Raw genomic sequence first — 21878 nt, 5'->3', positions numbered from 1 at the left:
ATTCAGACGATGGAAGAGCTTATCTCCCCCGGTATCTACAACCTGATCATCTTCGTGCTGGCAATTTATGTCGGTTACCACGTGGTCTGGAACGTCACGCCTGCGCTGCACACGCCATTGATGGCAGTGACCAACGCAATCTCGGCGATCGTGATTGTCGGCGCCATGCTTGCCGCCGCACTCACCGTAACGCCGCTGGGCAAGACCATGGGCACGCTGGCCGTGGCACTGGCGGCGGTCAACGTCTTCGGTGGCTTCCTGGTAACCCGCCGCATGCTTGAGATGTTCAAGAAGAAAGCCCCGAAAGCAAAAGAAGAGGCGCCGAAGTAATGAGCATGAATCTCGTCACGACGCTCTACCTGATCGCGTCGATCTGCTTTATCCAGGCCCTCAAAGGCCTGTCGCACCCGACCACCTCGCGACGCGGCAACCTGTTCGGCATGCTCGGCATGGCGTTGGCCATCCTGACCACCGTCGGCCTCATCTATAAGCTCGGGGCTGAACTGGCTACGGCCGGTATCGGTTACGTCATCGTCGGCTTGCTGGTAGGTGGCACTGCCGGGTCGATCATGGCCAAGCGTGTTGAAATGACCAAGATGCCGGAACTGGTGGCGTTCATGCACAGCATGATCGGCCTCGCGGCGGTGTTCATTGCCATTGCGGCGGTGGTTGAGCCGCAGTCGTTGGGTATTGTTAAACAGCTGGGCGATGCGATCCCGGCGGGCAACCGTCTGGAGCTGTTCCTCGGTGCTGCGATCGGCGCGATCACCTTCTCCGGTTCGGTGATTGCCTTCGGCAAGCTGTCGGGCAAATACAAGTTCCGCCTGTTCCAGGGCGCACCGGTACAGTTCTCCGGTCAGCACAAGCTCAATGCGGTGCTGGGTCTGGCGACGCTGGTTCTCGGTCTGACCTTCATGCTCACCGGCAGCCTCACTGCCTTCGCACTGATGCTGGCACTCGCATTCGTGATGGGCGTGCTGATCATCATCCCGATCGGCGGCGCCGACATGCCGGTGGTGGTGTCGATGCTCAACAGCTATTCCGGCTGGGCGGCGGCGGGGATCGGTTTCTCGCTGAACAACTCGATGCTGATCATTGCCGGCTCCCTGGTGGGTTCGAGCGGTGCGATCCTCTCGTACATCATGTGCAAGGCGATGAACCGTTCCTTCTTCAATGTACTGCTCGGCGGCTTCGGCAATACGGCAGATGCTGGTCCTGCCGGCGCGAAGGAAGCCCGCCCGGTGAAATCCGGTTCGGCTGATGACGCAACCTTCCTGCTGACCAATGCCGACACTGTGATCATCGTGCCGGGTTACGGTCTGGCGGTAGCGCGTGCTCAACATGCGCTGAAGGAACTGACCGAGAAGCTGACCCACCGTGGCGTGACCGTGAAGTATGCGATCCACCCGGTTGCCGGCCGTATGCCGGGGCACATGAACGTCCTGCTCGCCGAGGCCGAAGTGCCTTACGACCAGGTGTTCGAGATGGAAGACATCAACTCTGAGTTCGGCCAGGCCGACGTGGTGCTGGTGCTCGGTGCGAACGATGTGGTCAACCCGGCCGCGAAGAACGATCCGAAGTCGCCGATTGCCGGGATGCCGATTCTCGAAGCGTTCAAAGCCAAGACCATCATCGTCAACAAGCGCTCGATGGCCAGCGGCTATGCCGGCCTGGACAACGAGCTGTTCTATCTGGACAAGACCATGATGGTCTTCGGCGACGCGAAGAAAGTCATCGAAGACATGGTCAAAGCAGTCGAATAACCCGCCGCTGCTATAACGAACGCCCCGACTTGTCGGGGCGTTTTTGTTTGCGTCAGATGACGGACAATTTACCGCGTTGTTGCAGATCCGGTAACGGTGTTTTACTTGAAACCCGCGAAATAGAGGCCTGGTTTGCGACCTTGGTAGCGGGACAGGCGCCGGCCAAATTCACTAGACTGCGCATCCTGCTACTCGTTGCCCGAGATAATTATCCATGTACCGTGACCGTATTCGCCTGCCTTCGTTGTTGGACAAAGTGATGAGCGCTGCCGACGCCGCTGCTCTGATTGAAGACGGCATGACCGTCGGCATGAGCGGTTTCACCCGCGCCGGCGAAGCCAAGGCCGTGCCCCACGCACTGGCCGAGCGCGCCAAGGTCACGCCGCTGAAAATCAGCCTGATGACCGGCGCCAGCCTCGGCAACGACCTCGACAAGCAATTGACCGAGGCCGGCGTGCTGTCGCGGCGCATGCCGTTTCAGGTCGACAGCACATTGCGCAAGGCAATCAACGCCGGCGAAGTGATGTTCATCGATCAGCATCTTTCCGAAACCGTGGAGCAGTTGCGCAATCAGCAATTGAAGCTGCCGGACATCGCCGTCATCGAAGCAGTCGCCATCACCGAGCAAGGCCATATCGTGCCGACCACTTCGGTGGGCAACTCGGCGAGCTTTGCGATTTTCGCCAAGAAGGTAATCGTCGAGATCAACCTGGCGCACAACGCCAACCTCGAGGGCCTGCACGACATCTATATCCCCACGTACCGCCCGACGCGGACGCCAATCCCGCTGGTGAAAGTGGATGATCGTATCGGCAGCACGGCGATTCCGATTCCGCCAGAGAAGATCGTTGCGATTGTCATCACTCAGCAGTCGGACTCGCCGTCCACGGTGTCGGTACCGGACGTCGACACCAATGCCATCGCTGAACATCTGATCACGTTCTTCAAGCAGGAAGTGGCTGCCGGGCGCATGACCAACAAGCTCGGCCCGTTGCAGGCCGGGATCGGCAATATCGCCAACGCGGTGATGTGTGGCTTGATCGACTCGCCGTTCGAAGACCTGACCATGTACTCCGAAGTGCTGCAGGATTCGACCTTCGACCTGATCGATGCCGGCAAGCTGAGCTTTGCTTCGGGCAGCTCGATCACCCTGTCCGAGCGGCGCAACAGCGATGTATTCGGCAACCTGGAGAAGTACAAGGACAAACTGATCCTGCGGCCTCAGGAGATCTCCAATCACCCGGAGGTGGTGCGGCGCCTGGGCATCATCGGCATCAACACCGCGCTGGAGTTCGATATCTATGGCAACGTCAACTCCACTCATGTCTGCGGCACGCGGATGATGAACGGCATCGGCGGCTCCGGCGACTTCGCGCGCAACGCGCATCTGGCAGTGTTCGTGACCAAGTCGATTGCCAAGGGTGGCGCGATTTCCAGCGTGGTGCCGATGGTCAGCCACGTTGACCATACCGAGCACGATGTCGACATTCTGGTGACCGAAGTGGGGTTGGCCGACCTGCGCGGCCTGGCGCCACGGGAGCGCGCGCGGGTGATCATCGACAACTGTGTACACCCTGACTTTCGTCAGGCACTGAATGATTACTTCACCGCGGCTTGCGCGGTAGGCGGTCATACCCCGCATATTCTGCGTGAAGCCCTGAGCTGGCATATGAACCTGGAAGAAACCGGGCGCATGCTTGCGGGGTAACTCGTACAGATAGCCACTGGCGCAAATACGATTTGCATCGGTGGCTATCAACAAGACGCCTTCTCGCCAAAAACTGTACTGCTGTACCGGTCTTTTCCTACAGTAAATCCTTACTGATCTCTCAAAAATGTACGGAAACGCACCAATCAAGTGCAGACAAGTACAGTTTGCCCAATTTCGACCCATACACCCCGCGTAAACAGTTAACTGGTCACTCACAATACAGTTGAACTGTATCTACAGAGACTAGGCAAACGAGAGGATCATGGGCACCAGTCAAACCACTACCTGATCCCGCCACAAGCGGAAGGATGTCACCCATGGAACGTACACTCAGTTCCGAACTGTTCTTCGAAGACAAAGCTGTAAACACCCAGGCTTCCCTGCCTCTGCGCGTTCTTGCCAACCTGATGCTGTGGCAGCGCCGCATCTCCAGCCGCCATCAACTGGCCCGTCTGGATTCGCGTCTGCTGGCTGACGCCGGTATCAGCGAAGCACAACGCTACGAAGAGCTGAGCAAGCCGTTCTGGCGCTAAGCAGCGTCGCTGGCTCTGGTCGTCAGACCCACCGCCAGCAACCCGAATTGCACAAACAGAACCCGTCGTGGGAAACCACGGCGGGTTTTGTCGTTTCAGGACGCAAAGGATGACTCCAACATATACCTGAACCGATAGAGGTACAGTTTCAATATTTATATGAATGTACAGGTACAGTTCACGGGCCGGCTTGAGTAAGTGTGGCCACCACTGGGCGAACCGAGTTTGGCAGCCTAATATCCAGGCAGAACGTGGCGAACGCTGCGCGACAGGCGTCTGACTCCTCAGATACCGAGCCACCTCTCACTACGGTTTATCCAAAGGAGTTACATCATGACCCGTCTTCGTCTGCTCAGTGCCGCCGCCCTGCTGGCCGTGGCTGCCAACGCCAGCGCTACCAGCTTCATCGTGACCACCGACTCGATCGTTGGCGCGCTGAAAGCTTCTTCCGACGCCACTTCCGATGTGACCTCCTCGTTCCGTGACGACAAGATCGTGCTTGCCGCTCGTGACGACGCCGCCAGCTTCGTGGCCAGCGAAGGCGATATCCGTGGTGTGAAACTGGAAAGCGCGCTTGATCACATTCGCCATCAGGCGCCACAACTCAATGCCACCGACGCCCAATTGGCTCAAGCCATTCTGACCCTCTGATCGCTTGCCGCATTGCGGGACACGGCAGCCGTGTCCCGATGTTTCAATGCTGGCTCTGGCCCGGGCATTTGCGCTAGCCTTCAGGCTCGTTAACAGTTGTCGAGTCCCATGCGCTTTCTTCCAAATCTGCTCATCTCTTCTACGTTATTCACCGCCTGCTGGGCGATGTCTGCCAACGCCTTCGATGCTTTCAATGCTTCGACCCAAGGCACGGTTGTCAGCGGTTACGCTACCAGCATGGTGTCTTCTGCGCCGTTCGACCGTAAACTGCTGCTCGCCGCCCATGACGACGCGGCCGCCTTCGTTGCCAGTGACGGTGAATGGCGAGGGGCACGGCTGGAATCGGCGCTGCATTACCTGCGCAAAACCCGGCCAAAACTTCATGCCAGCGACCTTGAACTGGCAGAGGCAATTCTCGTCCAATAGTTATCCTTTTCCTTCCGGAGTCGTTCCATGCGTAGCCCGCTGATTGCTGCCGCCCTTGGCCTGTTTGTGTTGGCCGATGTGGCCCAGGCGCACACCCTGGTAGCCACCAGTAACATCATCGTTCGTGCCTCCCAGCGCACCATCGATTTCACCTCCGATACCACCACGTCGATTCGCGATTCGAAAATCATCCGCGAAGCCCATGACGACGCCGCCAGTTTCGTCGCCAGCAACGGCGACATCCGTGGCGCGCAACTCGAAGCCGCCCTCAACACCTTGCGCACACGCGTGCCGGAAGCGCGCGACGCCAGCGATCAGGTACTCGCCGAAGCCATCCTCGCACTGTGAGGTCCGTTGGCGCCTGGCTGCTGGCCGGGGCGTTGTTGCTGCTTGGCAACAGCGCCCACGCCGCCCTGCAATTGCGGCTCAAGACCGAGGGTCTGAGCCCGGCTCAAGTACAGGCCAGTCAGGCGCTGATCGATGAGGCCATGAACAAGCTGCCGCCGGGTTTCATCGAGCGGCTGGATCGGCGCATCGATGTCGGCTGGACCGATGACATGCCTGCCAACGCTTACGGACAGGCAACGCTGGTCGCCGAACTCGATCTGAATCGCAGGCTGCTCGCCGGGCTCACCGATGGCAGCGCAGCGAAAGCGAAAACCAATCGCCCCCACGGCACTGTGCGTCAGGAACTGCTCGCCACGGTGCTGCACGAAATCACTCATATCTACGACCGCGCGCGGTTATGGCCAAGTGCCGAACGCACGGTGATCCAGCGCTGCACCCGACGCTTCAACAGCGCCGGGCTGATCGGCATTCCCGATGAGTGTCGCGGGCAGGGTGGCCGACGCTTCACCATCAGCGACGATCCGCGTCTGCTCGATCTGGCCGGTTGGCAGCAGTACGTCGGCCGCCGTGGCGAGCGTGAACAACACAACCGCCAGATCGCGCGCAGCCCGGACCTTTACGAAATTTCCAGCCCCAAGGAATTCGTCGCGGTCAACATGGAGTATTTCCTCCTCGACCCGAGCTACGCTTGCCGCCGCCCGGCGCTGTATCGCTACTACAAGGAACATTTCGGCTGGGCGCCGCCGGCGCAGGACAGCTGCAGCAAGAGCTTCGCCTTTCTCAATGCCGGCAATGACTTCGCCAAGCAGCCTCTGGGGCAAGTCGATCCGGAACGGGTCTACGCTGTCGATTACCTGCTGGCCGAGGCCAACCAGAACTGGGTCAGCCGCTGGGGCCACAGCATGCTGCGCCTGGTGATCTGCGCCCCCGGTCGCCCGCGCGGTCCGGATTGCCGCCTCGACCTCGATCAGCACCTGGTGCTGTCCTATCGCGCCTTCGTTGGCGACGTGCAGCTGTCGAGCTGGGACGGACTGGTCGGCAAATACCCGTCGCGGCTGTTCGTGCTGCCGCTGGCGCAAGTGATCGACGAGTACACCAAGACCGAGCTGCGCAGCCTCGCTTCGGTGCCGCTGAACCTGTCTCGCGAGGAAATCGAAGGCGTCGTCGAACATGCCGCAGAAATGCACTGGAGCTACGACGGCAACTATTTCTTCCTGTCCAATAACTGCGCGGTGGAAGGCTTGAAACTGTTGCGCAGCGGCAGCAATAACAGCCAGCTTGTCGGCCTCGACAGCATCATGCCCAACGGTTTGCTGGAAGTGCTCAAGGGCCGTGGGCTGGCTGACACCAGTGTGCTCGACGATCCAAAAGAAGCCTTGCGGCTGGGTTACCGCTTCGACTCGTTCCGCGATCGCTATCAGGCGATGTTCGATGTGCTGAAAAAGCAGCTGCCGATCAAGCAGAGCACCGTCGAAGAGTGGCTGTCACTCAGCGCTGAACAACGCCGCGAATGGTTCGACCGCGCCGACCTGCGCACCAGTGCAGCGCTGTTGCTGCTGGAGCAAGCCAGCTTCCGCCGTCAGTTGCTGCTGGCCCAGGATGAGGTCAAACAACGCTACCTCGGCGCGCGGGAGCTGGAGAACGGCGGTATGGACAAAGCTAATGCGACGTTGCAGGAGATCCTTGCCAACAGTGGCTTCCTCAGCCGCCCGGCGGAATTGCTCGATTCCAAAGGTTACGGACTGCCGCAGCCAGACGAGTTCAGCCGACTGGAGGCAGAAAGCAGTCAACGGCAGAAGAAGCTGCTGGCGCTGTCCGGCGACCTCGATACTGAAGTGCGCAAACTGCTCGAACCCAAGCGCGCCGCCGAGATTGCCGCCAGCGAGGCCAATGTGAAGCAGATTGGCGAGCATCTGCGCAAACTGCACAAGGCCTCGGGCGGACTGCAATTGCCCTGACCACAAAAAAGGCTTCAGAACGCCTGTTCTGAAGCCTTTTTTGTTTTCCCTGCGGTCTTAGGCGCGAGCCTTGCGCACGCCTTGGGACAGCGCTGAACACAGACTCAACACGCCATCGATCGCCTGCTCAGGCGTATCGGCGCTGGCGATGTGATCGATCAATGCCGACCCCACCACCACACCGTCGGCAAGACGCGCGATGGCAGCAGCCTGCTCCGGCGTACGGATACCGAAACCGATGCTGATCGGCAGGTCGGTGTGCCGACGCAGACGCGCAACTGCTTCTTCCACATGTTCCAGGGTCGCCGCACCGGCGCCAGTGACCCCGGCCACCGACACGTAGTAAACAAAACCGGAGCTGCCGTTGAGCACGCGGGGCAAACGCGCGTCGTCGGTGGTCGGTGTGGTCAGGCGAATGAAATCCAGCCCGGCAGCCTGCGCCGGATCGCACAGCTCTTCATTGTGCTCTGGCGGCATGTCGACCACGATCAGGCCATCAACGCCCGCCTCTTTTGCTTCGGCGATGAAGCGTTCGACGCCGAATTTATGGATCGGGTTGAAATAGCCCATCAGCACCAGCGGCGTGTCGCTGTTGCCTTGACGGAACTCGCGGACCATTTGCAGGGTTTTCGCCAGATTCTGTTTGGCCGCCAGCGCACGGATGTTGGCCAACTGGATCGCCGGACCATCGGCCATCGGATCGGTGAACGGCATGCCCAGTTCGATCACATCGGCACCCGCCGCCGGCAAGCCTTTGAGGATCGCCAGCGAAGTGTCGTAGTCAGGATCACCGGCGGTGACAAAGGTCACCAGCGCGGCGCGGTTCTGTTGCTTGAGGTCGGCAAAACGGGTTTGCAGGCGGCTCATCAGTGTTTCTCCTGCTGCGACTGTTGCATATGGTGCATCACGGTTTGCATGTCCTTGTCGCCACGGCCCGAAAGGTTGACCACCATCAGGTGATCCTTCGGCAACTTCGGTGCACGTTTGAACACTTCGGCGAGGGCGTGGGCGCTTTCCAGCGCAGGAATGATCCCTTCCAGGCGGCAGCATTTGTGGAACGCTTCCAGCGCTTCGTCGTCGGTCACCGAGGTGTACTGAACGCGACCGATGTCGTGCAACCACGCGTGTTCAGGGCCAATGCCGGGATAGTCGAGGCCGGCAGAAATCGAGTGGGCGTCGATGATCTGGCCGTCATCGTCCTGCAGCAGGAAGGTGCGGTTACCGTGAAGAACGCCCGGCACACCGCCGTTGAGGCTGGCCGCGTGCTTGCCGGTTTCGATGCCGTAACCGGCGGCTTCGACGCCGATGATTTCAACGCTCTTGTCGTCGAGGAACGGGTGGAACAGGCCCATGGCGTTGGAGCCGCCACCGATGCACGCCACCAGACTGTCCGGCAGACGACCTTCCTGAGCTTGCAACTGATCGCGGGTTTCCTTGCCGATAACGGCCTGGAAATCGCGGACCATTGCTGGATAAGGGTGTGGTCCGGCCACAGTGCCGATCAGGTAGAAGGTATTGTCGACGTTGGTCACCCAGTCACGCAGGGCTTCGTTCATTGCGTCTTTGAGGGTGCCGGTACCGGCGACAACCGGGATCACTTCAGCGCCGAGCAGCTTCATGCGGAAGACGTTGGCCTGCTGACGTTCGATGTCGGTGGTGCCCATGTAGATCACGCAGTCCAGGCCGAAACGCGCAGCGACAGTGGCCGTGGCCACGCCGTGCATGCCGGCACCGGTCTCGGCGATGATGCGCTTCTTGCCCATGCGCCGCGCCAGCAGGATCTGGCCGATGCAGTTGTTGATCTTGTGCGCGCCGGTGTGGTTCAGCTCTTCACGCTTGAGGTAGATCTTCGCGCCGCCGCAGAACTCGGTCAGGCGTTCGGCGAAATACAACGGGCTCGGACGTCCGACGTAGTCCCGCTGGAAGTAGGCCAACTCTTCTTTGAAGGCCGGATCTTCCTTGGCCGCTTCGTATTCGCGGGCCAGGTCGAGGATCAACGGCATCAGGGTTTCCGCTACATAACGGCCACCGAACGCACCGAACAGGCCGTTGGCATCAGGGCCGTTACGCAGATCAGAGGTGTTCGAAGTCTGGGTCATGGGTCGCTCCAGGTGAATTCGGTCAGAAGACAATGACGCCCACTCTACCCCTGACTTCCCACGCTGAAAACCGATAAGATCGCCACAACCTGTCAGGAAAACTCACAGATATCATGAGCCACGACCTTCCCCCGCTGAATGCCTTGCGCGCCTTCGAAGCCACCGCCCGATTGAACAGTGTCAGTCAGGCTGCCGAGCAGTTGCACGTCACCCACGGCGCGGTCAGCCGTCAGTTGAAGGTGCTTGAAGAGCATCTCGGCGTGAGCCTGTTCGTCAAGGAAGGGCGCGGCTTGAAACTCACAGATGCCGGCGTGCGCCTGCGTGATGGCAGTGCTGAGGCGTTCGATCGGTTGCGCAGTGTCTGTGCGGAGCTGACGCAAAGTACTGCTGATGCGCCGTTCGTGCTCGGGTGTTCGGGGAGTCTGCTGGCGCGCTGGTTCATTCCGCGTCTGGGGCGGCTGAATGCCGATCTGCCGGATTTGCGTTTGCACCTGTCTGCCGGTGAAGGCGATCTCGATCCCCGACGCCCGGGACTGGATGCGCTGTTGCTGTTCGCCGAACCACCGTGGCCCGCCGATATGCAGGTCTACGAACTGGCGGCCGAACGCATCGGCCCGGTGATGAGCCCGTTGTTCAGCGGCTATCGAAAGCTGCAAGCCGCTCCAGCCGCAGAACTGCTTGATGAGCCCTTGCTGCACACCACCTCTCGGCCGCAGGCCTGGCCGAGCTGGGCGCAGCAGAACGACCTCGACGCCAAGGCGTTGAAGCTCGGGCAAGGATTCGAGCATTTGTATTATTTGCTGGAGGCAGCGGTTGCCGGTCTTGGCGTGGCGATCGCGCCGGAGCCACTGGTAACCGAAGATCTGAAGGCGGGTCGCCTGGTTGCGCCGTGGGGCTTTTGTGAAACCCCGGCGCAACTGGCGTTGTGGCTACCCAAGCGCGCCGCGGACGGGCGCGCCCGGCAACTGGCGCAGTGGCTCAAAAATGAGCTGCGCCAAACCGATCACTCGCCGCGCTTGAACAAAAAGTAGGCAGCAAGCAGGCCGATTGCACCGACAGCCACGCCGGCTGTGGTCCATGGGTGTTCCTGCGCGTAGTCACGAGTGGCAATGCCGGTCTCGCGGGTTTTCACTTTGACTTCTTCGTACGCGTCGCTGAGCAGATGACGGGAATGTTTCAGCGCACTTTCGGCATTGCTTTTCAGCGCCTTGAGGGTCTTGCGCGACTCGTCCGAAGCATCGTCTTTCAAGCTTTCCAACGATTTGAGCAGACTCTCGATCTCGGCTTCCATGCTTTGCAACGAGGCTTTACGTAAAGAGGTGTTGGCCATGGTGGCTCTCCTGCATTGGTGATGAGTGGCGTGTGTTGGTTGGGACTTCAGCACTTCGAGAAAGTGCAGAAATTCTGAACTTCGGCAGCGCAGCGGCGCCGAAATCAACAGTGCAATTGCCTGCCAGGTTCAATTTCACACGCCATTCCAACCCAAGGAGATCGCCATGAGTGACCATCACACGTACAAGAAAGTCGAGCTGGTCGGTTCGTCCACCACCAGCATTGAAGACGCTATCAACAACGCGCTGGCCGAAGCCAACAAGACCCTGCGCAATCTGGAATGGTTCGAAGTGACCGAAACCCGTGGCCACATCGAAAACGGCCAGGTGGCGCATTTTCAGGTAACGCTGAAGGTCGGCTTCAAGATTGTCGCCAGCTGAGTTTGATCCAGTCTTCTGAACTTGCGCGCTGGCCGAGTGCCATAGGGAATGGCAAAGCGCTACAAGGTGAGCGCATCGGGTGGATAACCCAATGCCCGCCTCTTTCAATCCGACCAGGGAGTGCGACCGATGAAGAAGTTCATGTTGGCAGTAGGTTTGTTGAGCCTTGCGGGTGGTGCGTTTGCAGCCGGCAAGCCATGTGAAGAGCTGAAAAGCGAAATCGCAGCGAAGCTCGACGCCAAAGGCGTTTCCGGTTATTCGCTGGAAGTTGTCGACAAGGGTGCGGCGGCTGACGGCGAAGTAGTTGGCACCTGCGAAGGCGGCAGCAAGGAAATCGTCTACAAGCGCGGTTGATCGCGCCTGAAATACAAAAGCCGACGTGGATGCGTCGGCTTTTTTGTGTCCAGCACTTGGAATTTGGGACGGTTTGAGATTGCTTCCCCCCTCACCCCAGCCCTCTCCCCCCAAGGGGGCGAGGGGGAAAGGGAGCAGATCTGGGAAGATTCCAATCTTGAGTTCGACTGGATATTTCAGGTCGGTGTAATTCGCAAGAGCCCCTTGGTCAGTCCCCTCTCCCTCTGGGAGAGGGTTAGGGTGAGGGGCTCTTCAGCCTTTCATAACTTGTGCGAGCAGCTCGTAGGAATGGACTCGATCGGCGTGTTCGTAGAGATCACTGGTGAAGATCAGCTCGTCCGCCTGGGTCTGCTCGATCAGTACCTCAAGCTTGGCGCGGATCTTCTGCGGGCCGCCGACCATGGCAAGGCCAAGGAAATCGCCCACCGCTTCACGCTCATGGGGTAGCCACAGGCCGTCCATGGTTTTCACTGGCGGACGCTGCACCAGACTTTGCCCACGCATCAGGGCAAGGATGCGCTGGTACACCGACGTCGCCAGATAATCGGCCTGCTCATCGGTATCAGCGGCCACCAGCGGCACGCCGAGCATCACGTAGGGCTTGTCGAGCACCGCCGACGGCTTGAAGTGATTGCGGTAGATGCGAATCGCCTCATGCATGAAGCGCGGCGCGAAGTGCGAGGCGAAGGCATAAGGCAAGCCCCTCTCCCCCGCCAGTTGCGCGCTGAACAGGCTCGAGCCGAGCAACCAGATCGGCACATTGGTGCCGGTGCCGGGCATGGCGATCACCCGTTGTTCCGGGGTGCGCGGGCCGAGGTAGCGCATCAGTTCGGCGACGTCCTCAGGGAAGTCGTCAGCGCTGCCGGAGCGTTCGCGGCGCAAGGCGCGGGCGGTCATCTGGTCGGAGCCCGGCGCGCGGCCCAGTCCCAGGTCGATGCGTCCCGGGTACAGGCTCTCAAGGGTGCCGAACTGCTCGGCGATCACCAGCGGCGCATGGTTGGGCAGCATCACTCCACCGGAGCCGACGCGGATTGTCGAAGTGCCACCGGCCAGATAACCGAGCAAGACCGAGGTGGCGGAACTGGCGATGCCGTCCATGTTGTGGTGCTCGGCGACCCAGAACCGCGTGTAGCCAAACTTCTCGGCGTGCTGCGCAAGGTCCAGCGAGTTGCGCAGCGATTGCGCAGCGCTGCCGTTCTCGCGCACCGGCACCAGGTCGAGGGTGGAAAATTTAACGTCGGACAGTTTTTTCATGAACCTGCATCTCCGGGTGGGGAGGCAGGTTTTTCTTGCGAACGAAAACCTGCCAAATCCATAAGCGTGTTTTATGGAATGAGGGCATATACCCGAGATTCAATAGCAGCGCCGAAATTTCCTACTAAAAAAGTCAACGATTCAAGCAGGCTGAACTTTGTTCCGCCGTCTATCCTCAGAAGCCTTGCTAGTAAAAACCGCGACGGCGCGGCGTCCCGCGCCACATTTGAGGAGGCAGACATGGCTATCGTGAAAAAGGCATCGGCGCATTGGGAAGGCGACCTGAAAACCGGTATCGGCTCGATCTCCACCGAAACCGGCGTACTGCGGGAAGCGCCGTACGGCTTCAAGGCCCGCTTTGAAGGCGGCAAGGGCACCAACCCGGAAGAACTGATCGGTGCGGCCCACGCCGGCTGCTTCTCCATGGCGTTTTCGATGATTCTCGGCGATGCCGGCCTGAAGGCAGACAGTATCGACACCGACGCTGAAGTCACCCTCGATCAGGTTGAGGGCGGCTTCGCCATCACCGCAGTGAAGCTGATTCTCAAGGCGAAAATCCCGGGCGCCACCCAGCAGCAGTTTGAAGAGCTGAGCAACAAGGCGAAGGAAGGTTGCCCGGTTTCCAAGGTGCTGAACGCGAAAATCACGCTTGAGGCTTCGCTGGTCAGCTGATTCGGCGTTTGCAGGTCCGACGCTTTCGCGAGCAGGCTCGCTCCCACAGGGGATCGCATTTATTCAGTTGGAATGCGCTCAACTGTAGGCGTGAGCCTGCTCGCGATAACAATCTCGGCGTCACGCAAATCCAAAGGTGTGAGCGAAGTCAGAACCCTCCCTGCAGAAATGTGGTCGAATAATCGACAGCAGCTTCAGCGCACGCCCGTGCGCGCTGCCTCAAGGAGCTTCATCGATGAAACGTATTGGCTTGGCGATCCTTTGCAGTGCATTGGCCACGTCCGCTTTCGCAGCCCCCAAGGACTGCGAAGAGCTCAGAAAGGAAATCGAGATCAAGATTCAGGCGAAGGCAATCCCCTCGTACACCCTGGAAATCATCACGGCGGAAGAGGCGGAGCGGCACGACTCAGCCATGATCGTCGGTACTTGCGAGAACGGCACCAAGCGAATCGTCTATCAGAAAAACGACAACAGCTAGATGATGCAGTTGAACTCGCGGTCTTCAGCAACGATTTCGCGCTTGGCATTGTACAACCGCGCGCTCGGCGTGAACGCCAACGAGCGTCCTTCCAGCAGGTAACGCTGGCCGGCCTCGAAGTGGTCATAACGGATCGTCAGGTAGCACAAACGTTCTACCGGCCCCGTGAGCAGGCTGCCGCCACCGCCGAACACTTCGAAGTCGAAGCGCACCCGCAGCTCATGGCCGCCGGGGGTCACCTGGAAGAATCGGCCGTCGTTCAATCGCTGATTATCGAGACGCTCGGCCATCAGCAATTTGCCGCCGGGGCTTGGCGTGGAGAAGTCGATCCAAGCCATTTGCGGGTCGACCGCGGGTAACGGCGTCTGGCAACCGGCGACAAGACCGACAACGAGCAACGGCAGCAAGGTGCGCATGATGGATATCCACAGATCAGAACCGCCAGCATAGCGCCGATCAGCTGCTCTGGCAGCCCGCCGGCGTGCCCTGACCGACCACTTTGCGCTGTTCGTCATAAAGCTTGGCCCAAGGCCGGAAGCCGATACTGCCAGCCTGTAACTGATAGCGCTGGCCGGCATTGAAATCCTTGAATTTCACGCTCATCTGGCAATCACGCCACAGCGGTTCGGCATTCGGGCCGATGTTGGTGGCCTCGACCGGAAATTGATAGCGCACCTTCAGCTCATGGCTGCCGGGCTGCACTTCGAAATAGCGTTTATCGATGGCCTGGGTGGCATCGACTTGCACGGCTTGCAGCGCCGTGTCGTGTTGGTGGGCGTCGAGATCGATCCAGGCTTGCGAGGGGTCGGGATCGGGCATTCCGAATCCGGCACAACCGGCCAGCGTCAGCAGGCCTCCTGTCAGCATCAACATGCGCATAGCGGTGCTCCTTGAGGCGGGATAGTCTTGGGGCAGACTTTCCGGGGAATTTCTTATTTTGATCAGGCCGTTTTCCAGCCTTGGGTTACTTGATCGCGTTTTTCCGATTTTGTTTCCGGGTGTGTTGTTTTTGTTGCTCAACGGTTGCGCCAGCGTCAGCTATTACAGCCAGCTCGCCAGCGGACAATTGCAATTGCTGCGCGCGCGGGAGCCGGTCGAGAAAGTCATTGCCGACCCCAGCCGCGACGCCAGATTGCGCGCGCATCTGGCCCAGTCGCAGAAGGCTCGCACATTCGCCAGCGAGCATTTGCACCTGCCGGACAACCAAAGCTATCGGCTGTACGCCGACATTGGCCGACCGTTCGTGGTGTGGAACGTCTTCGCCACCGCCGAATTTTCCCTCACGCCGCAGAATCACTGCTTCCCGATTGCCGGCTGCGTGGCCTATCGCGGTTACTACAGCCAGAGCGCCGCCCGTGGCGAAGCGGCGATTCAGCGACTGCAGGGCATGGACGTGTCGATCGGCGGTGTCGAAGCGTATTCGACCCTTGGCTGGTTCAACGACCCGATCCTCAATTCAATGACGGGCTGGGGCGATGAACGGCTGGCCACGCTGATTTTTCATGAGCTGGCGCATCAGCGGTTCTATGTGAAGGACGACACCGAGTTCAACGAGTCATTCGCCACGTTTGTCGAGCAGGAAGGCACGCGGCAATGGCGCGCGTTCCGCGGCTTGCCGGCGGAATCCGATGCCAGGCTCAAGCAGCGTGACCAGTTCATCGGCCTGGTGCTCGACACCCGCTCACGGTTGGAGAAGCTCTATGCGCAACCGCTATCCGCCGAGCAGATGCGCGCGCGCAAAGCAGCCGAGTTCGAGCGCTTGCGCAGGGACTATTGGGTAATGCGCGACAGCCAGTGGGCCGGGGACAAACGTTATGACGCCTGGGTCAATGCGCCGCTGAACAATGCCCGCTTGTTACCGTTCGGGCTGTATGACCAGTGGGTGCCGGCGTTCGCGGCGGTGTTCCACCAAGTAGGTGGGGATTGGTTGAGGTTTTATGCCGAGGTTGAGCGGTTGGGACGGTTGCCGGTTGATGAGCGCAAGGCGGCTTTGAAGGCCTTGGCAGGCCCAGATAGCTGAGGTGGTTGGGAGGGCCACATCGCGAGCAGGCTCACTCCTACAGTTGATCGCATTCCAAATGGATAAATGCGATCCCTTGTAGGAGTGAGCCTGCTCGCGATAGCCATCTGATCAGCGCTGCAAAAACGCCTGATGCAACTCATCCAAAGTTTCAAAGTGATATGCCGGCGCCTCGGCATTCAACTCTTCAAAACTGCCAAACCCATACCCTACCGCCGCTGCATCGATGCCATTGCTGCGCGCGCCGATCAGGTCATGCTTGCGATCACCGATCATCAGGGTCTGCGCCGGATCCAGGCCTTCAGCCTCGAGCAGATGCGCGATCAGCTCAACCTTGTTCGTCCGCGTGCCGTCCAGCTCGCTGCCGTAGATCACTTTGAAATGCCGGGCAAAATCAAAATGCCGGGCGATTTCGCGGGCGAACACCCACGGCTTGGACGTTGCGATATATAACTGCCGCCCTTGCCCGCTCAAGGTTTCCAGCAGCGGCGTCACGCCGTCGAACACACGATTCTCGTAGAGACCTGTGACCTTGAAGCGCTCGCGGTAGAAATTCACCGCTTCCCAGGCCTTGGCCTCGTCGAAATCGTAGAACTGCATGAACGCTTGCAACAGCGGCGGGCCGATGAAGTGTTCCAGTTTGCTCAGATCAGGTTCGTGGATGCCGAGGTTGGCCAAGGCAAATTGAATTGAGCGAGTGATGCCCTCACGCGGATCGGTCAGGGTGCCATCAAGGTCGAACAGTACAGTCTGGTAATGCATGAGAAATCCTGAGCAGGTGTAGGGCAATTCAGACCTGGTCGTAGCCTTCGGCCAGATGCAGGTCCTTGAGCTTGACGTAGTTCGCCGCGCTGTATGTAAAGAAGGCGTTTTCCTTGTCGGTCAGCGCTCGCACCTGTTTCACCGGGCTACCGACATACAGGAAGCCGCTTTGCAGGCGCTTGCCCGGCGGCACCAGACTGCCGGCGCCGATGATCACGTCGTCCTCGACTACGGCGCCGTCCATGACGATGCTGCCCATGCCGATCAACACGCGGTTGCCGACCGTGCAGCCATGCAGCATGACCTTGTGGGCGATGGTCACGTCATCGCCGATCAGCAAGGGAAAACCGTCCGGGTTGAACGGGCCGGCGTGGGTGATGTGCAGCACACAGCCGTCCTGCACGCTGGTGCGCGCACCGATGCGGATGCGGTGCATGTCGCCACGGATCACCGTCAGCGGCCAGACCGAGCTGTCTTCACCGATCTCGACGTCGCCGATCACCACCGCCGAGCCGTCGACGAATGCGCCTTTGCTCAAGCGGGGGGTGTGATTCTGATAGTTGCGAAGGGACACGATTAGTTCTCTCTCTGTCGCCGATAGCTGCGGTGAGTGGCGATTGTAATTAAGATGGGCGCATGTTTCTTCCAGCCAAGGTGCCAACCGTGAGCGTGAACAACCCTCTTTTGCAGTCCTACGACCTGCCACCGTTCTCCACGATGCGTGCCGAACACGTCCTGCCCGCCATCGAAACCATCCTCGCGGACAACCGCGCCGCCATCGCCGAAATCCTCAAGACCCAGGGCAAGAACCCCACTTGGGCCGGTCTGGTGCTGGCGATGGACGAACTCAACGATCGCCTCGGTGCAGCGTGGAGCCCGGTCAGTCATCTTAACGCTGTGTGCAACAGCGCCGAATTGCGTGAAGCCTACGAGTCGTGCCTGCCGGCCCTGAGCGCCTACTCCACCGAGATGGGCCAGAACCGCGAACTGTTCCAGGCCTACGAGGCGCTGGCCAACAGCCCGGAAGCCGCCAATTTCGACGTCGCGCAAAAAACCATTCTGGAACATGCACTGCGCGATTTCCGCCTGTCGGGTATCGACCTGCCGGAAGCCGAGCAGAAACGTTACGCCGAAGTGCAGAGCAAGCTGTCCGAACTCGGCAGCCGCTTCTCCAACCAATTGCTCGACGCCACCCAGGCGTGGACCAAACACGTCACCGACGAAGCCGCCCTCGCCGGCCTGACCGATTCGGCCAAGGCGCAAATGGCTGCTGCTGCCCAGGCCAAAGGCCTCGACGGCTGGCTGATCACCCTGGAATTCCCCAGCTACTACGCGGTGATGACCTACGCACAAGACCGCGCGCTGCGTGAAGAAGTCTACGCCGCCTACTGCACCCGCGCCTCGGACCAGGGCCCGAATGCCGGCCAGAACGACAACGGCCCGGTGATGGAAGAGATTCTCGACCTGCGCCAGGAACTGGCACGACTGCTGGGCTTCGCCAGTTTCGCCGAGCTGAGCCTGGCGACAAAAATGGCCGAATCCAGCGATCAGGTGCTGAGCTTCCTGCGTGATCTGGCCCAGCGCAGCAAGCCGTTCGCCGCCCAGGATCTGCAACAGTTGCGTGCATACGCCGCCGAACAGGGCTGCGCCGATCTGCAAAGCTGGGACAGTGGCTTCTACGGCGAAAAACTCCGCGAGCAGCGTTACAGCGTCGCTCAGGAAACCCTGCGTGCCTACTTCCCGATCGATAAAGTCCTGAGCGGCCTGTTCGCTATCGTCCAGCGTCTGTACGGGATCGAGATCGCCGAGCAGAAAGGCTTTGATACCTGGCACCCGGACGTACGCCTGTTCGAGATCAAGGAGAACGGTCAGCACGTCGGCCGCTTCTTCTTCGACCTGTATGCCCGCGCCAACAAGCGTGGCGGCGCATGGATGGACGGCGCCCGCGACCGTCGCCGCACCGTCGACGGCGTGCTGCAAAGCCCGGTGGCCAATCTGGTGTGCAACTTCACCCCGGCCGACAGCGGCAAGCCGGCGCTGCTGACCCACGATGAAGTCACCACGCTGTTCCATGAGTTCGGCCATGGCCTGCATCACCTGCTGACCCGCGTCGAGCACGCTGGCGTGTCCGGCATCAACGGCGTGGCGTGGGACGCGGTCGAGCTGCCAAGCCAGTTCATGGAAAACTGGTGCTGGGAGCCGGAAGGCCTGGCGCTGATTTCCGGCCACTACGAGACTGGCGAACCACTGCCGCAGGACTTGCTGGAAAAAATGCTCGCGGCGAAGAATTTCCAGTCCGGCCTGATGATGGTCCGTCAGCTGGAGTTTTCGCTGTTCGACTTCGAACTGCACGCCACCCACGGCGATGGCCGCAGCGTGGCGCAAGTGCTCGAGGGCGTGCGCGACGAGGTCTCGGTGATGCGTCCACCGGCGTACAACCGCTTCCCGAACAGCTTCGCGCATATTTTCGCCGGTGGTTACGCAGCCGGTTACTACAGCTACAAGTGGGCCGAAGTGTTGTCCGCCGATGCCTTCTCCAAGTTTGAAGAAGACGGCGTGCTCAACGCAGAAACCGGTCGCGCCTTCCGCGAAGCGATTCTGGCGCGCGGCGGTTCGCAGGCACCGATGGTGCTGTTCGTCGACTTCCGTGGCCGTGAACCATCGATCGACGCGCTGTTGCGCCACAGCGGTCTGAGTGAGGACGCGGCAGCATGAGTGACGGCCCTGTGATCACCAAGAAGCGCTTTATCGCCGGGGCGGTCTGCCCGGCGTGCAGCGAGCCGGACAAGTTGATGATGTGGAACGAGGACGGCGTGCCGCACCGCGAGTGCGTGGCCTGCGGTTACTCCGACACACTCAACGAGCAGGGCCTGTCGGTGCCCAGAGAGCTGGGTACACGGGTCAATACCAGCGCGCTGAAGCCTGCCGCCGACAAAAAGGTTCAGGCCGTGCAGTTTTTCCCGAACCCGAAGCTGAAGAAAAAGCCTGACGAGCAACAGTAACAACTATCGCCACGTGCCGATGATCGTCGGCAGGTGGCGGTAACTATCTACCCCTTCGCCCCCGCGCTTCCTGATTAGTCTGGTCAATCCAGCCCTCTCTCACGGAAGACGCCATGCCTGACACCAATCCCCTCCTGCAACAATGGCAGTTGCCGCCCTGGTCGGAGGTACGCGCCGAGCACTTGCTGCCGGCGGTCGAGCGCATCGTCGCCGACAACCTGCTGATTATCGAAAACGTTATTGCCACTCAGGTCGATCATCCGAATTGGGATGATGTGGTCATCGCCATCGATGAAGCCGACGCGCGCCTGGCAGAAACCATGGCGGTCATCGAGTTCCTGACGGTGATCCGCTCCAAGGATCCCGACTGGGTACAGCAGAGCGCCTTGAGCAGCGCAGTTGCAGAGCAATTCCTGGGCGCAAAAGCCAGAAATCCTGCGTTGTCACAGACCTTTCAGCGGCTGGCAGGCAGTTCGATCGCGGCCAGTTTCAGTGATTCACGCAAAGCCTCACTGGCGAAGATCCTGCGCGGATTCCACATGGCGGGAGCCGGGTTGGCCAACGCTCAAAGCGAAAAACTGGGGCAATTGAACACGGAGATCGCGCTCATGCAGAAACTGTTCATGAGCAATCTCAAAGCTGCCAGCGCCGCCTGGAGCAAGCACATTGCAGACATCACGTTGCTGGCAGGGCTGAGGCCCGATGTGCAGGAGCATCTGGCTGCCAACGCTAGACAGGCAGGACTCACCGGCTGGCGGCTGACGCTGGAGCAGAACACTCATCAGCAGATCATGACCTTCGCGCAGAATCGTGCGCTGCGCGAGGAATGTTACAAAGCTTATTGCACACGCGCCTCGAATCACGGGCCTGATGCGGAGCACTTCGACAATGAACCGGTATTGATGGTGTTGCTGTTCTTGCGTCACGAAAAAGCCCGGACATTGGGCTTCGACAATTTCGCTCAATTGCGCTTGCACGATCGTATGGCTACAGACACCTCGCAGGTCGGCGCTTTCCTGCGTCGGCAAATAGCCCTCAATGCAGCCTCTCTGGCCGAGGAAACCAAGGAACTGCAGACGTTTGCCCAGGAGCAGGGTATCGAGCAGGTCGAGCCATGGGATCACGATTTCCTGGCTGAACAACTCCGTCGCCAGCGGGCGGACGGCGCACTGGATGACCTGCGCCAATATTTCCCGTTGAACACCGTATTGCGCAGCCTATGCCGGTTCAGCGAGCATTTGCTTGGGATCAGGATCAGCGAAGACACGCAGCGTGATCGCTTCGACGAGAACGTCCGCCTGTTCGAAGTCAGCGAGCACGGTCAACCGATTGGCTACGTTTACATCGACCTCTTCCGCCGCGAGGCTGGCAATGACTTTGCATGGTCGGGCGTGTTGCGTAACCGTCGGGTCAACGCCGAAGGCCGGCCAGCATTGCCGATTGCCTCGCTTCACAGCAACTTTACCGCCGCAGCCGCCGGCCATGAAAACCTGCTTTCACACCAGGATCTGCGCGTACTGCTGCACGAGTTCGGGCACTGCCTGCATCACGTACTGACTCGCTCCCCGCATTACAACCTGTCCGGCATCTCGCAATTGAGCCGCGACGCTGCCGAATTTATCGGGCAGTTGTTCGAACACTGGGCGCAGTCAGCCGAGTTTTTGCGCTGGCTGGGCATCCATCACAAAACCGCCGAAGGTCTGTCCGAGACCCGGATCAAGGTCGCGTTGTCCGCTCTGGGCGCGCAACGAAGCCGGGAAACGGCGATCTTGTTGATGGGCGCGCTATTCGATCTGGAGCTACATAGCGGTGACGGTCGCAGCATTCAGCAGGTGTTCGATGATGTGCAGCGGGAGTTTGCCCACCTGCCGATACCCGCCGATTGCCGGTTCGCCAACAGTTTCGATTTTCTGGCGACCGGCTATGAAGCGTCGGTGTACGCCTACAAATGGTCCGGCGTGCTGGCCAGTGAGGCATTCAAACGCTTTGAGCGCGAGGGCGTATTCAACCCCCGGACGGGCCGCGATTTGCGTGAAACACTGCTTTCGGGTGACATGAAGTCACTGCCCGAGGCGCTGCAAGCCTTTCTTGGCCAACCGATCAACCCAGAACTATTTGCCGCGATGCCGGGCTGA

At 60.0% G+C, this 21878-nt stretch carries 25 protein-coding genes; 17 read left to right on the top strand and 8 right to left on the bottom strand.

All coding sequences use genetic code 11. The annotated features are described in order from the left end of the window. The first annotated feature begins 9 nt into the window (after positions 1-9). The 8 genes from LIS66_RS00605 to LIS66_RS00570 all read left to right on the top strand — a co-directional run bounded on the left by LIS66_RS00605 (position 10) and on the right by LIS66_RS00570 (position 7390). Positions 10-330: an NAD(P) transhydrogenase subunit alpha gene (locus LIS66_RS00605; RefSeq protein WP_003220416.1), complete on the top strand. Its 321-nt coding sequence runs from the start codon at positions 10-12 to the stop codon at positions 328-330. Continuing rightward, entirely contained in the window at positions 330-1763 is a 1434-nt protein-coding gene (locus LIS66_RS00600) for an NAD(P)(+) transhydrogenase (Re/Si-specific) subunit beta (RefSeq protein ID WP_042608978.1), read from the top strand. Before LIS66_RS00605 ends, LIS66_RS00600 begins: the two co-directional genes overlap by 1 nt. Before the next feature lie 214 nt (positions 1764-1977). Continuing rightward, positions 1978-3471, top strand: a complete 1494-nt coding sequence (locus tag LIS66_RS00595; RefSeq protein WP_227973402.1) for an acetyl-CoA hydrolase/transferase family protein — start codon at positions 1978-1980, stop codon at positions 3469-3471. A gap of 320 nt (positions 3472-3791) precedes the next feature. Next, a complete protein-coding gene (locus LIS66_RS00590; protein WP_008081135.1) occupies positions 3792-4007 on the top strand; it encodes a DUF1127 domain-containing protein in 216 nt (71 codons plus the stop codon). A 333-nt stretch (positions 4008-4340) separates the two neighbouring features. Beyond that, positions 4341-4658 (top strand): DUF2388 domain-containing protein, encoded by a 318-nt coding sequence (locus LIS66_RS00585; protein ID WP_042608980.1) that lies wholly within the window; start codon positions 4341-4343, stop codon positions 4656-4658. A gap of 108 nt (positions 4659-4766) precedes the next feature. Continuing rightward, a complete protein-coding gene (locus LIS66_RS00580; protein WP_064365263.1) occupies positions 4767-5084 on the top strand; it encodes a DUF2388 domain-containing protein in 318 nt (105 codons plus the stop codon). Between the two features lie 27 nt (positions 5085-5111). Next, the gene (locus LIS66_RS00575; RefSeq protein WP_227973401.1) at positions 5112-5432 is read left to right on the top strand and encodes a DUF2388 domain-containing protein; all 321 of its coding nucleotides are present in this window, start codon (positions 5112-5114) and stop codon (positions 5430-5432) included. Beyond that, positions 5429-7390: a DUF4105 domain-containing protein gene (locus LIS66_RS00570; protein ID WP_042608982.1), complete on the top strand. Its 1962-nt coding sequence runs from the start codon at positions 5429-5431 to the stop codon at positions 7388-7390. Before LIS66_RS00575 ends, LIS66_RS00570 begins: the two co-directional genes overlap by 4 nt. Positions 7391-7447: 57 nt before the next feature. Here the strand turns inward: LIS66_RS00570 and trpA are convergent, their stop codons facing one another. Next, positions 7448-8257 (bottom strand): tryptophan synthase subunit alpha, encoded by an 810-nt coding sequence (gene trpA / locus LIS66_RS00565; protein ID WP_042608983.1) that lies wholly within the window; start codon positions 8255-8257, stop codon positions 7448-7450. Then, positions 8257-9489: a tryptophan synthase subunit beta gene (gene trpB, locus LIS66_RS00560; protein ID WP_016772302.1), complete on the bottom strand. Its 1233-nt coding sequence runs from the start codon at positions 9487-9489 to the stop codon at positions 8257-8259. The genes trpA and trpB overlap by 1 nt, the downstream gene beginning before the upstream one ends. A gap of 113 nt (positions 9490-9602) precedes the next feature. Between trpB and LIS66_RS00555 the strand changes: the two genes are divergently transcribed. After that, positions 9603-10520, top strand: coding sequence for a LysR family transcriptional regulator (locus tag LIS66_RS00555; RefSeq protein ID WP_042608984.1), 918 nt, complete (start codon positions 9603-9605; stop codon positions 10518-10520). Here the strand turns inward: LIS66_RS00555 and LIS66_RS00550 are convergent. Then, positions 10493-10819, bottom strand: coding sequence for a DUF883 family protein (locus LIS66_RS00550; RefSeq protein WP_039757078.1), 327 nt, complete (start codon positions 10817-10819; stop codon positions 10493-10495). The two genes, LIS66_RS00555 and LIS66_RS00550, sit on opposite strands and share 28 nt — an antisense overlap. 166 nt (positions 10820-10985) lie before the next feature. Here LIS66_RS00550 and LIS66_RS00545 point away from each other — a divergent pair, with 166 nt between their 5' ends. Then, positions 10986-11201 carry a dodecin gene (locus tag LIS66_RS00545; protein WP_039757080.1) on the top strand — a complete coding sequence of 72 codons (216 nt, stop codon included), beginning with the start codon at positions 10986-10988 and terminating at the stop codon, positions 11199-11201. Between the two features lie 129 nt (positions 11202-11330). Beyond that, positions 11331-11555, top strand: a complete 225-nt coding sequence (locus LIS66_RS00540; protein ID WP_042608985.1) for a DUF1161 domain-containing protein — start codon at positions 11331-11333, stop codon at positions 11553-11555. A gap of 252 nt (positions 11556-11807) precedes the next feature. On the opposite strand, the gene LIS66_RS00535 is transcribed toward LIS66_RS00540, so the two are convergent. Then, positions 11808-12809 carry an LLM class flavin-dependent oxidoreductase gene (locus LIS66_RS00535; protein ID WP_122506359.1) on the bottom strand — a complete coding sequence of 334 codons (1002 nt, stop codon included), beginning with the start codon at positions 12807-12809 and terminating at the stop codon, positions 11808-11810. A 240-nt stretch (positions 12810-13049) separates the two neighbouring features. Here LIS66_RS00535 and LIS66_RS00530 point away from each other — a divergent pair, with 240 nt between their 5' ends. After that, the gene (locus LIS66_RS00530; RefSeq protein ID WP_042608986.1) at positions 13050-13481 is read left to right on the top strand and encodes an OsmC family protein; all 432 of its coding nucleotides are present in this window, start codon (positions 13050-13052) and stop codon (positions 13479-13481) included. 235 nt (positions 13482-13716) lie between these two features. Continuing rightward, on the top strand, positions 13717-13959 hold the full coding sequence (locus tag LIS66_RS00525; protein ID WP_042608987.1) for a DUF1161 domain-containing protein: 243 nt from the start codon (positions 13717-13719) through the stop codon (positions 13957-13959). Here the strand turns inward: LIS66_RS00525 and LIS66_RS00520 are convergent. Beyond that, the gene (locus LIS66_RS00520; protein WP_042608988.1) at positions 13956-14375 is read right to left on the bottom strand and encodes a hypothetical protein; all 420 of its coding nucleotides are present in this window, start codon (positions 14373-14375) and stop codon (positions 13956-13958) included. The genes LIS66_RS00525 and LIS66_RS00520 overlap by 4 nt on opposite strands. Positions 14376-14415: 40 nt before the next feature. Next, complete coding sequence (locus tag LIS66_RS00515; protein WP_042608989.1) at positions 14416-14838, bottom strand: hypothetical protein; 423 nt, start codon at positions 14836-14838, stop codon at positions 14416-14418. Between the two features lie 58 nt (positions 14839-14896). On the opposite strand from LIS66_RS00515, the gene LIS66_RS00510 reads away from it, so the two are divergent. Further along, positions 14897-15979 (top strand): aminopeptidase, encoded by a 1083-nt coding sequence (locus tag LIS66_RS00510; protein WP_227973400.1) that lies wholly within the window; start codon positions 14897-14899, stop codon positions 15977-15979. A gap of 111 nt (positions 15980-16090) precedes the next feature. Here LIS66_RS00510 and LIS66_RS00505 read toward each other — a convergent pair whose 3' ends face one another. Together LIS66_RS00505 and LIS66_RS00500 are read right to left on the bottom strand one after the other, a co-directional pair. Next, on the bottom strand, positions 16091-16741 hold the full coding sequence (locus LIS66_RS00505) for an HAD family hydrolase (protein ID WP_042608991.1): 651 nt from the start codon (positions 16739-16741) through the stop codon (positions 16091-16093). A gap of 28 nt (positions 16742-16769) precedes the next feature. Beyond that, entirely contained in the window at positions 16770-17315 is a 546-nt protein-coding gene (locus LIS66_RS00500; protein ID WP_042608992.1) for a gamma carbonic anhydrase family protein, read from the bottom strand. A 143-nt stretch (positions 17316-17458) separates the two neighbouring features. On the opposite strand from LIS66_RS00500, the gene prlC reads away from it, so the two are divergent. The 3 genes from prlC to LIS66_RS00485 all read left to right on the top strand — a co-directional run bounded on the left by prlC (position 17459) and on the right by LIS66_RS00485 (position 21878). Then, complete coding sequence (gene prlC, locus LIS66_RS00495; RefSeq protein ID WP_252876270.1) at positions 17459-19456, top strand: oligopeptidase A; 1998 nt, start codon at positions 17459-17461, stop codon at positions 19454-19456. Then, positions 19453-19743 (top strand): YheV family putative zinc ribbon protein, encoded by a 291-nt coding sequence (locus LIS66_RS00490; RefSeq protein WP_227973398.1) that lies wholly within the window; start codon positions 19453-19455, stop codon positions 19741-19743. Before prlC ends, LIS66_RS00490 begins: the two co-directional genes overlap by 4 nt. 113 nt (positions 19744-19856) lie before the next feature. After that, entirely contained in the window at positions 19857-21878 is a 2022-nt protein-coding gene (locus LIS66_RS00485; RefSeq protein WP_227973397.1) for a M3 family metallopeptidase, read from the top strand.

Source organism: Pseudomonas sp. HN2 (assembly GCF_020736465.1).
GTDB lineage: Bacteria > Pseudomonadota > Gammaproteobacteria > Pseudomonadales > Pseudomonadaceae > Aquipseudomonas > Aquipseudomonas moraviensis_A.
This window is presented reverse-complemented; position numbering and strand designations above follow the sequence as displayed.

Bases quoted from the DNA above. Each gene is read 5' to 3' on its own strand.
- LIS66_RS00605 (WP_003220416.1), top strand. From the start codon at position 10: ATGGAAGAGCTTATCTCCCCCGGTATCTACAACCTGATCATCTTCGTG.
- LIS66_RS00600 (WP_042608978.1), top strand. From the start codon at position 330: ATGAGCATGAATCTCGTCACGACGCTCTACCTGATCGCGTCGATCTGC.
- LIS66_RS00595 (WP_227973402.1), top strand. From the start codon at position 1,978: ATGTACCGTGACCGTATTCGCCTGCCTTCGTTGTTGGACAAAGTGATG.
- LIS66_RS00590 (WP_008081135.1), top strand. From the start codon at position 3,792: ATGGAACGTACACTCAGTTCCGAACTGTTCTTCGAAGACAAAGCTGTA.
- LIS66_RS00585 (WP_042608980.1), top strand. From the start codon at position 4,341: ATGACCCGTCTTCGTCTGCTCAGTGCCGCCGCCCTGCTGGCCGTGGCT.
- LIS66_RS00580 (WP_064365263.1), top strand. From the start codon at position 4,767: ATGCGCTTTCTTCCAAATCTGCTCATCTCTTCTACGTTATTCACCGCC.
- LIS66_RS00575 (WP_227973401.1), top strand. From the start codon at position 5,112: ATGCGTAGCCCGCTGATTGCTGCCGCCCTTGGCCTGTTTGTGTTGGCC.
- trpA (WP_042608983.1), bottom strand. From the start codon at position 8,257: ATGAGCCGCCTGCAAACCCGTTTTGCCGACCTCAAGCAACAGAACCGC.
- trpB (WP_016772302.1), bottom strand. From the start codon at position 9,489: ATGACCCAGACTTCGAACACCTCTGATCTGCGTAACGGCCCTGATGCC.
- LIS66_RS00555 (WP_042608984.1), top strand. From the start codon at position 9,603: ATGAGCCACGACCTTCCCCCGCTGAATGCCTTGCGCGCCTTCGAAGCC.
- LIS66_RS00550 (WP_039757078.1), bottom strand. From the start codon at position 10,819: ATGGCCAACACCTCTTTACGTAAAGCCTCGTTGCAAAGCATGGAAGCC.
- LIS66_RS00545 (WP_039757080.1), top strand. From the start codon at position 10,986: ATGAGTGACCATCACACGTACAAGAAAGTCGAGCTGGTCGGTTCGTCC.
- LIS66_RS00540 (WP_042608985.1), top strand. From the start codon at position 11,331: ATGAAGAAGTTCATGTTGGCAGTAGGTTTGTTGAGCCTTGCGGGTGGT.
- LIS66_RS00535 (WP_122506359.1), bottom strand. From the start codon at position 12,809: ATGAAAAAACTGTCCGACGTTAAATTTTCCACCCTCGACCTGGTGCCG.
- LIS66_RS00530 (WP_042608986.1), top strand. From the start codon at position 13,050: ATGGCTATCGTGAAAAAGGCATCGGCGCATTGGGAAGGCGACCTGAAA.
- LIS66_RS00525 (WP_042608987.1), top strand. From the start codon at position 13,717: ATGAAACGTATTGGCTTGGCGATCCTTTGCAGTGCATTGGCCACGTCC.
- LIS66_RS00520 (WP_042608988.1), bottom strand. From the start codon at position 14,375: ATGCGCACCTTGCTGCCGTTGCTCGTTGTCGGTCTTGTCGCCGGTTGC.
- LIS66_RS00515 (WP_042608989.1), bottom strand. From the start codon at position 14,838: ATGCGCATGTTGATGCTGACAGGAGGCCTGCTGACGCTGGCCGGTTGT.
- LIS66_RS00505 (WP_042608991.1), bottom strand. From the start codon at position 16,741: ATGCATTACCAGACTGTACTGTTCGACCTTGATGGCACCCTGACCGAT.
- prlC (WP_252876270.1), top strand. From the start codon at position 17,459: ATGCGTGCCGAACACGTCCTGCCCGCCATCGAAACCATCCTCGCGGAC.
- LIS66_RS00490 (WP_227973398.1), top strand. From the start codon at position 19,453: ATGAGTGACGGCCCTGTGATCACCAAGAAGCGCTTTATCGCCGGGGCG.
- LIS66_RS00485 (WP_227973397.1), top strand. From the start codon at position 19,857: ATGCCTGACACCAATCCCCTCCTGCAACAATGGCAGTTGCCGCCCTGG.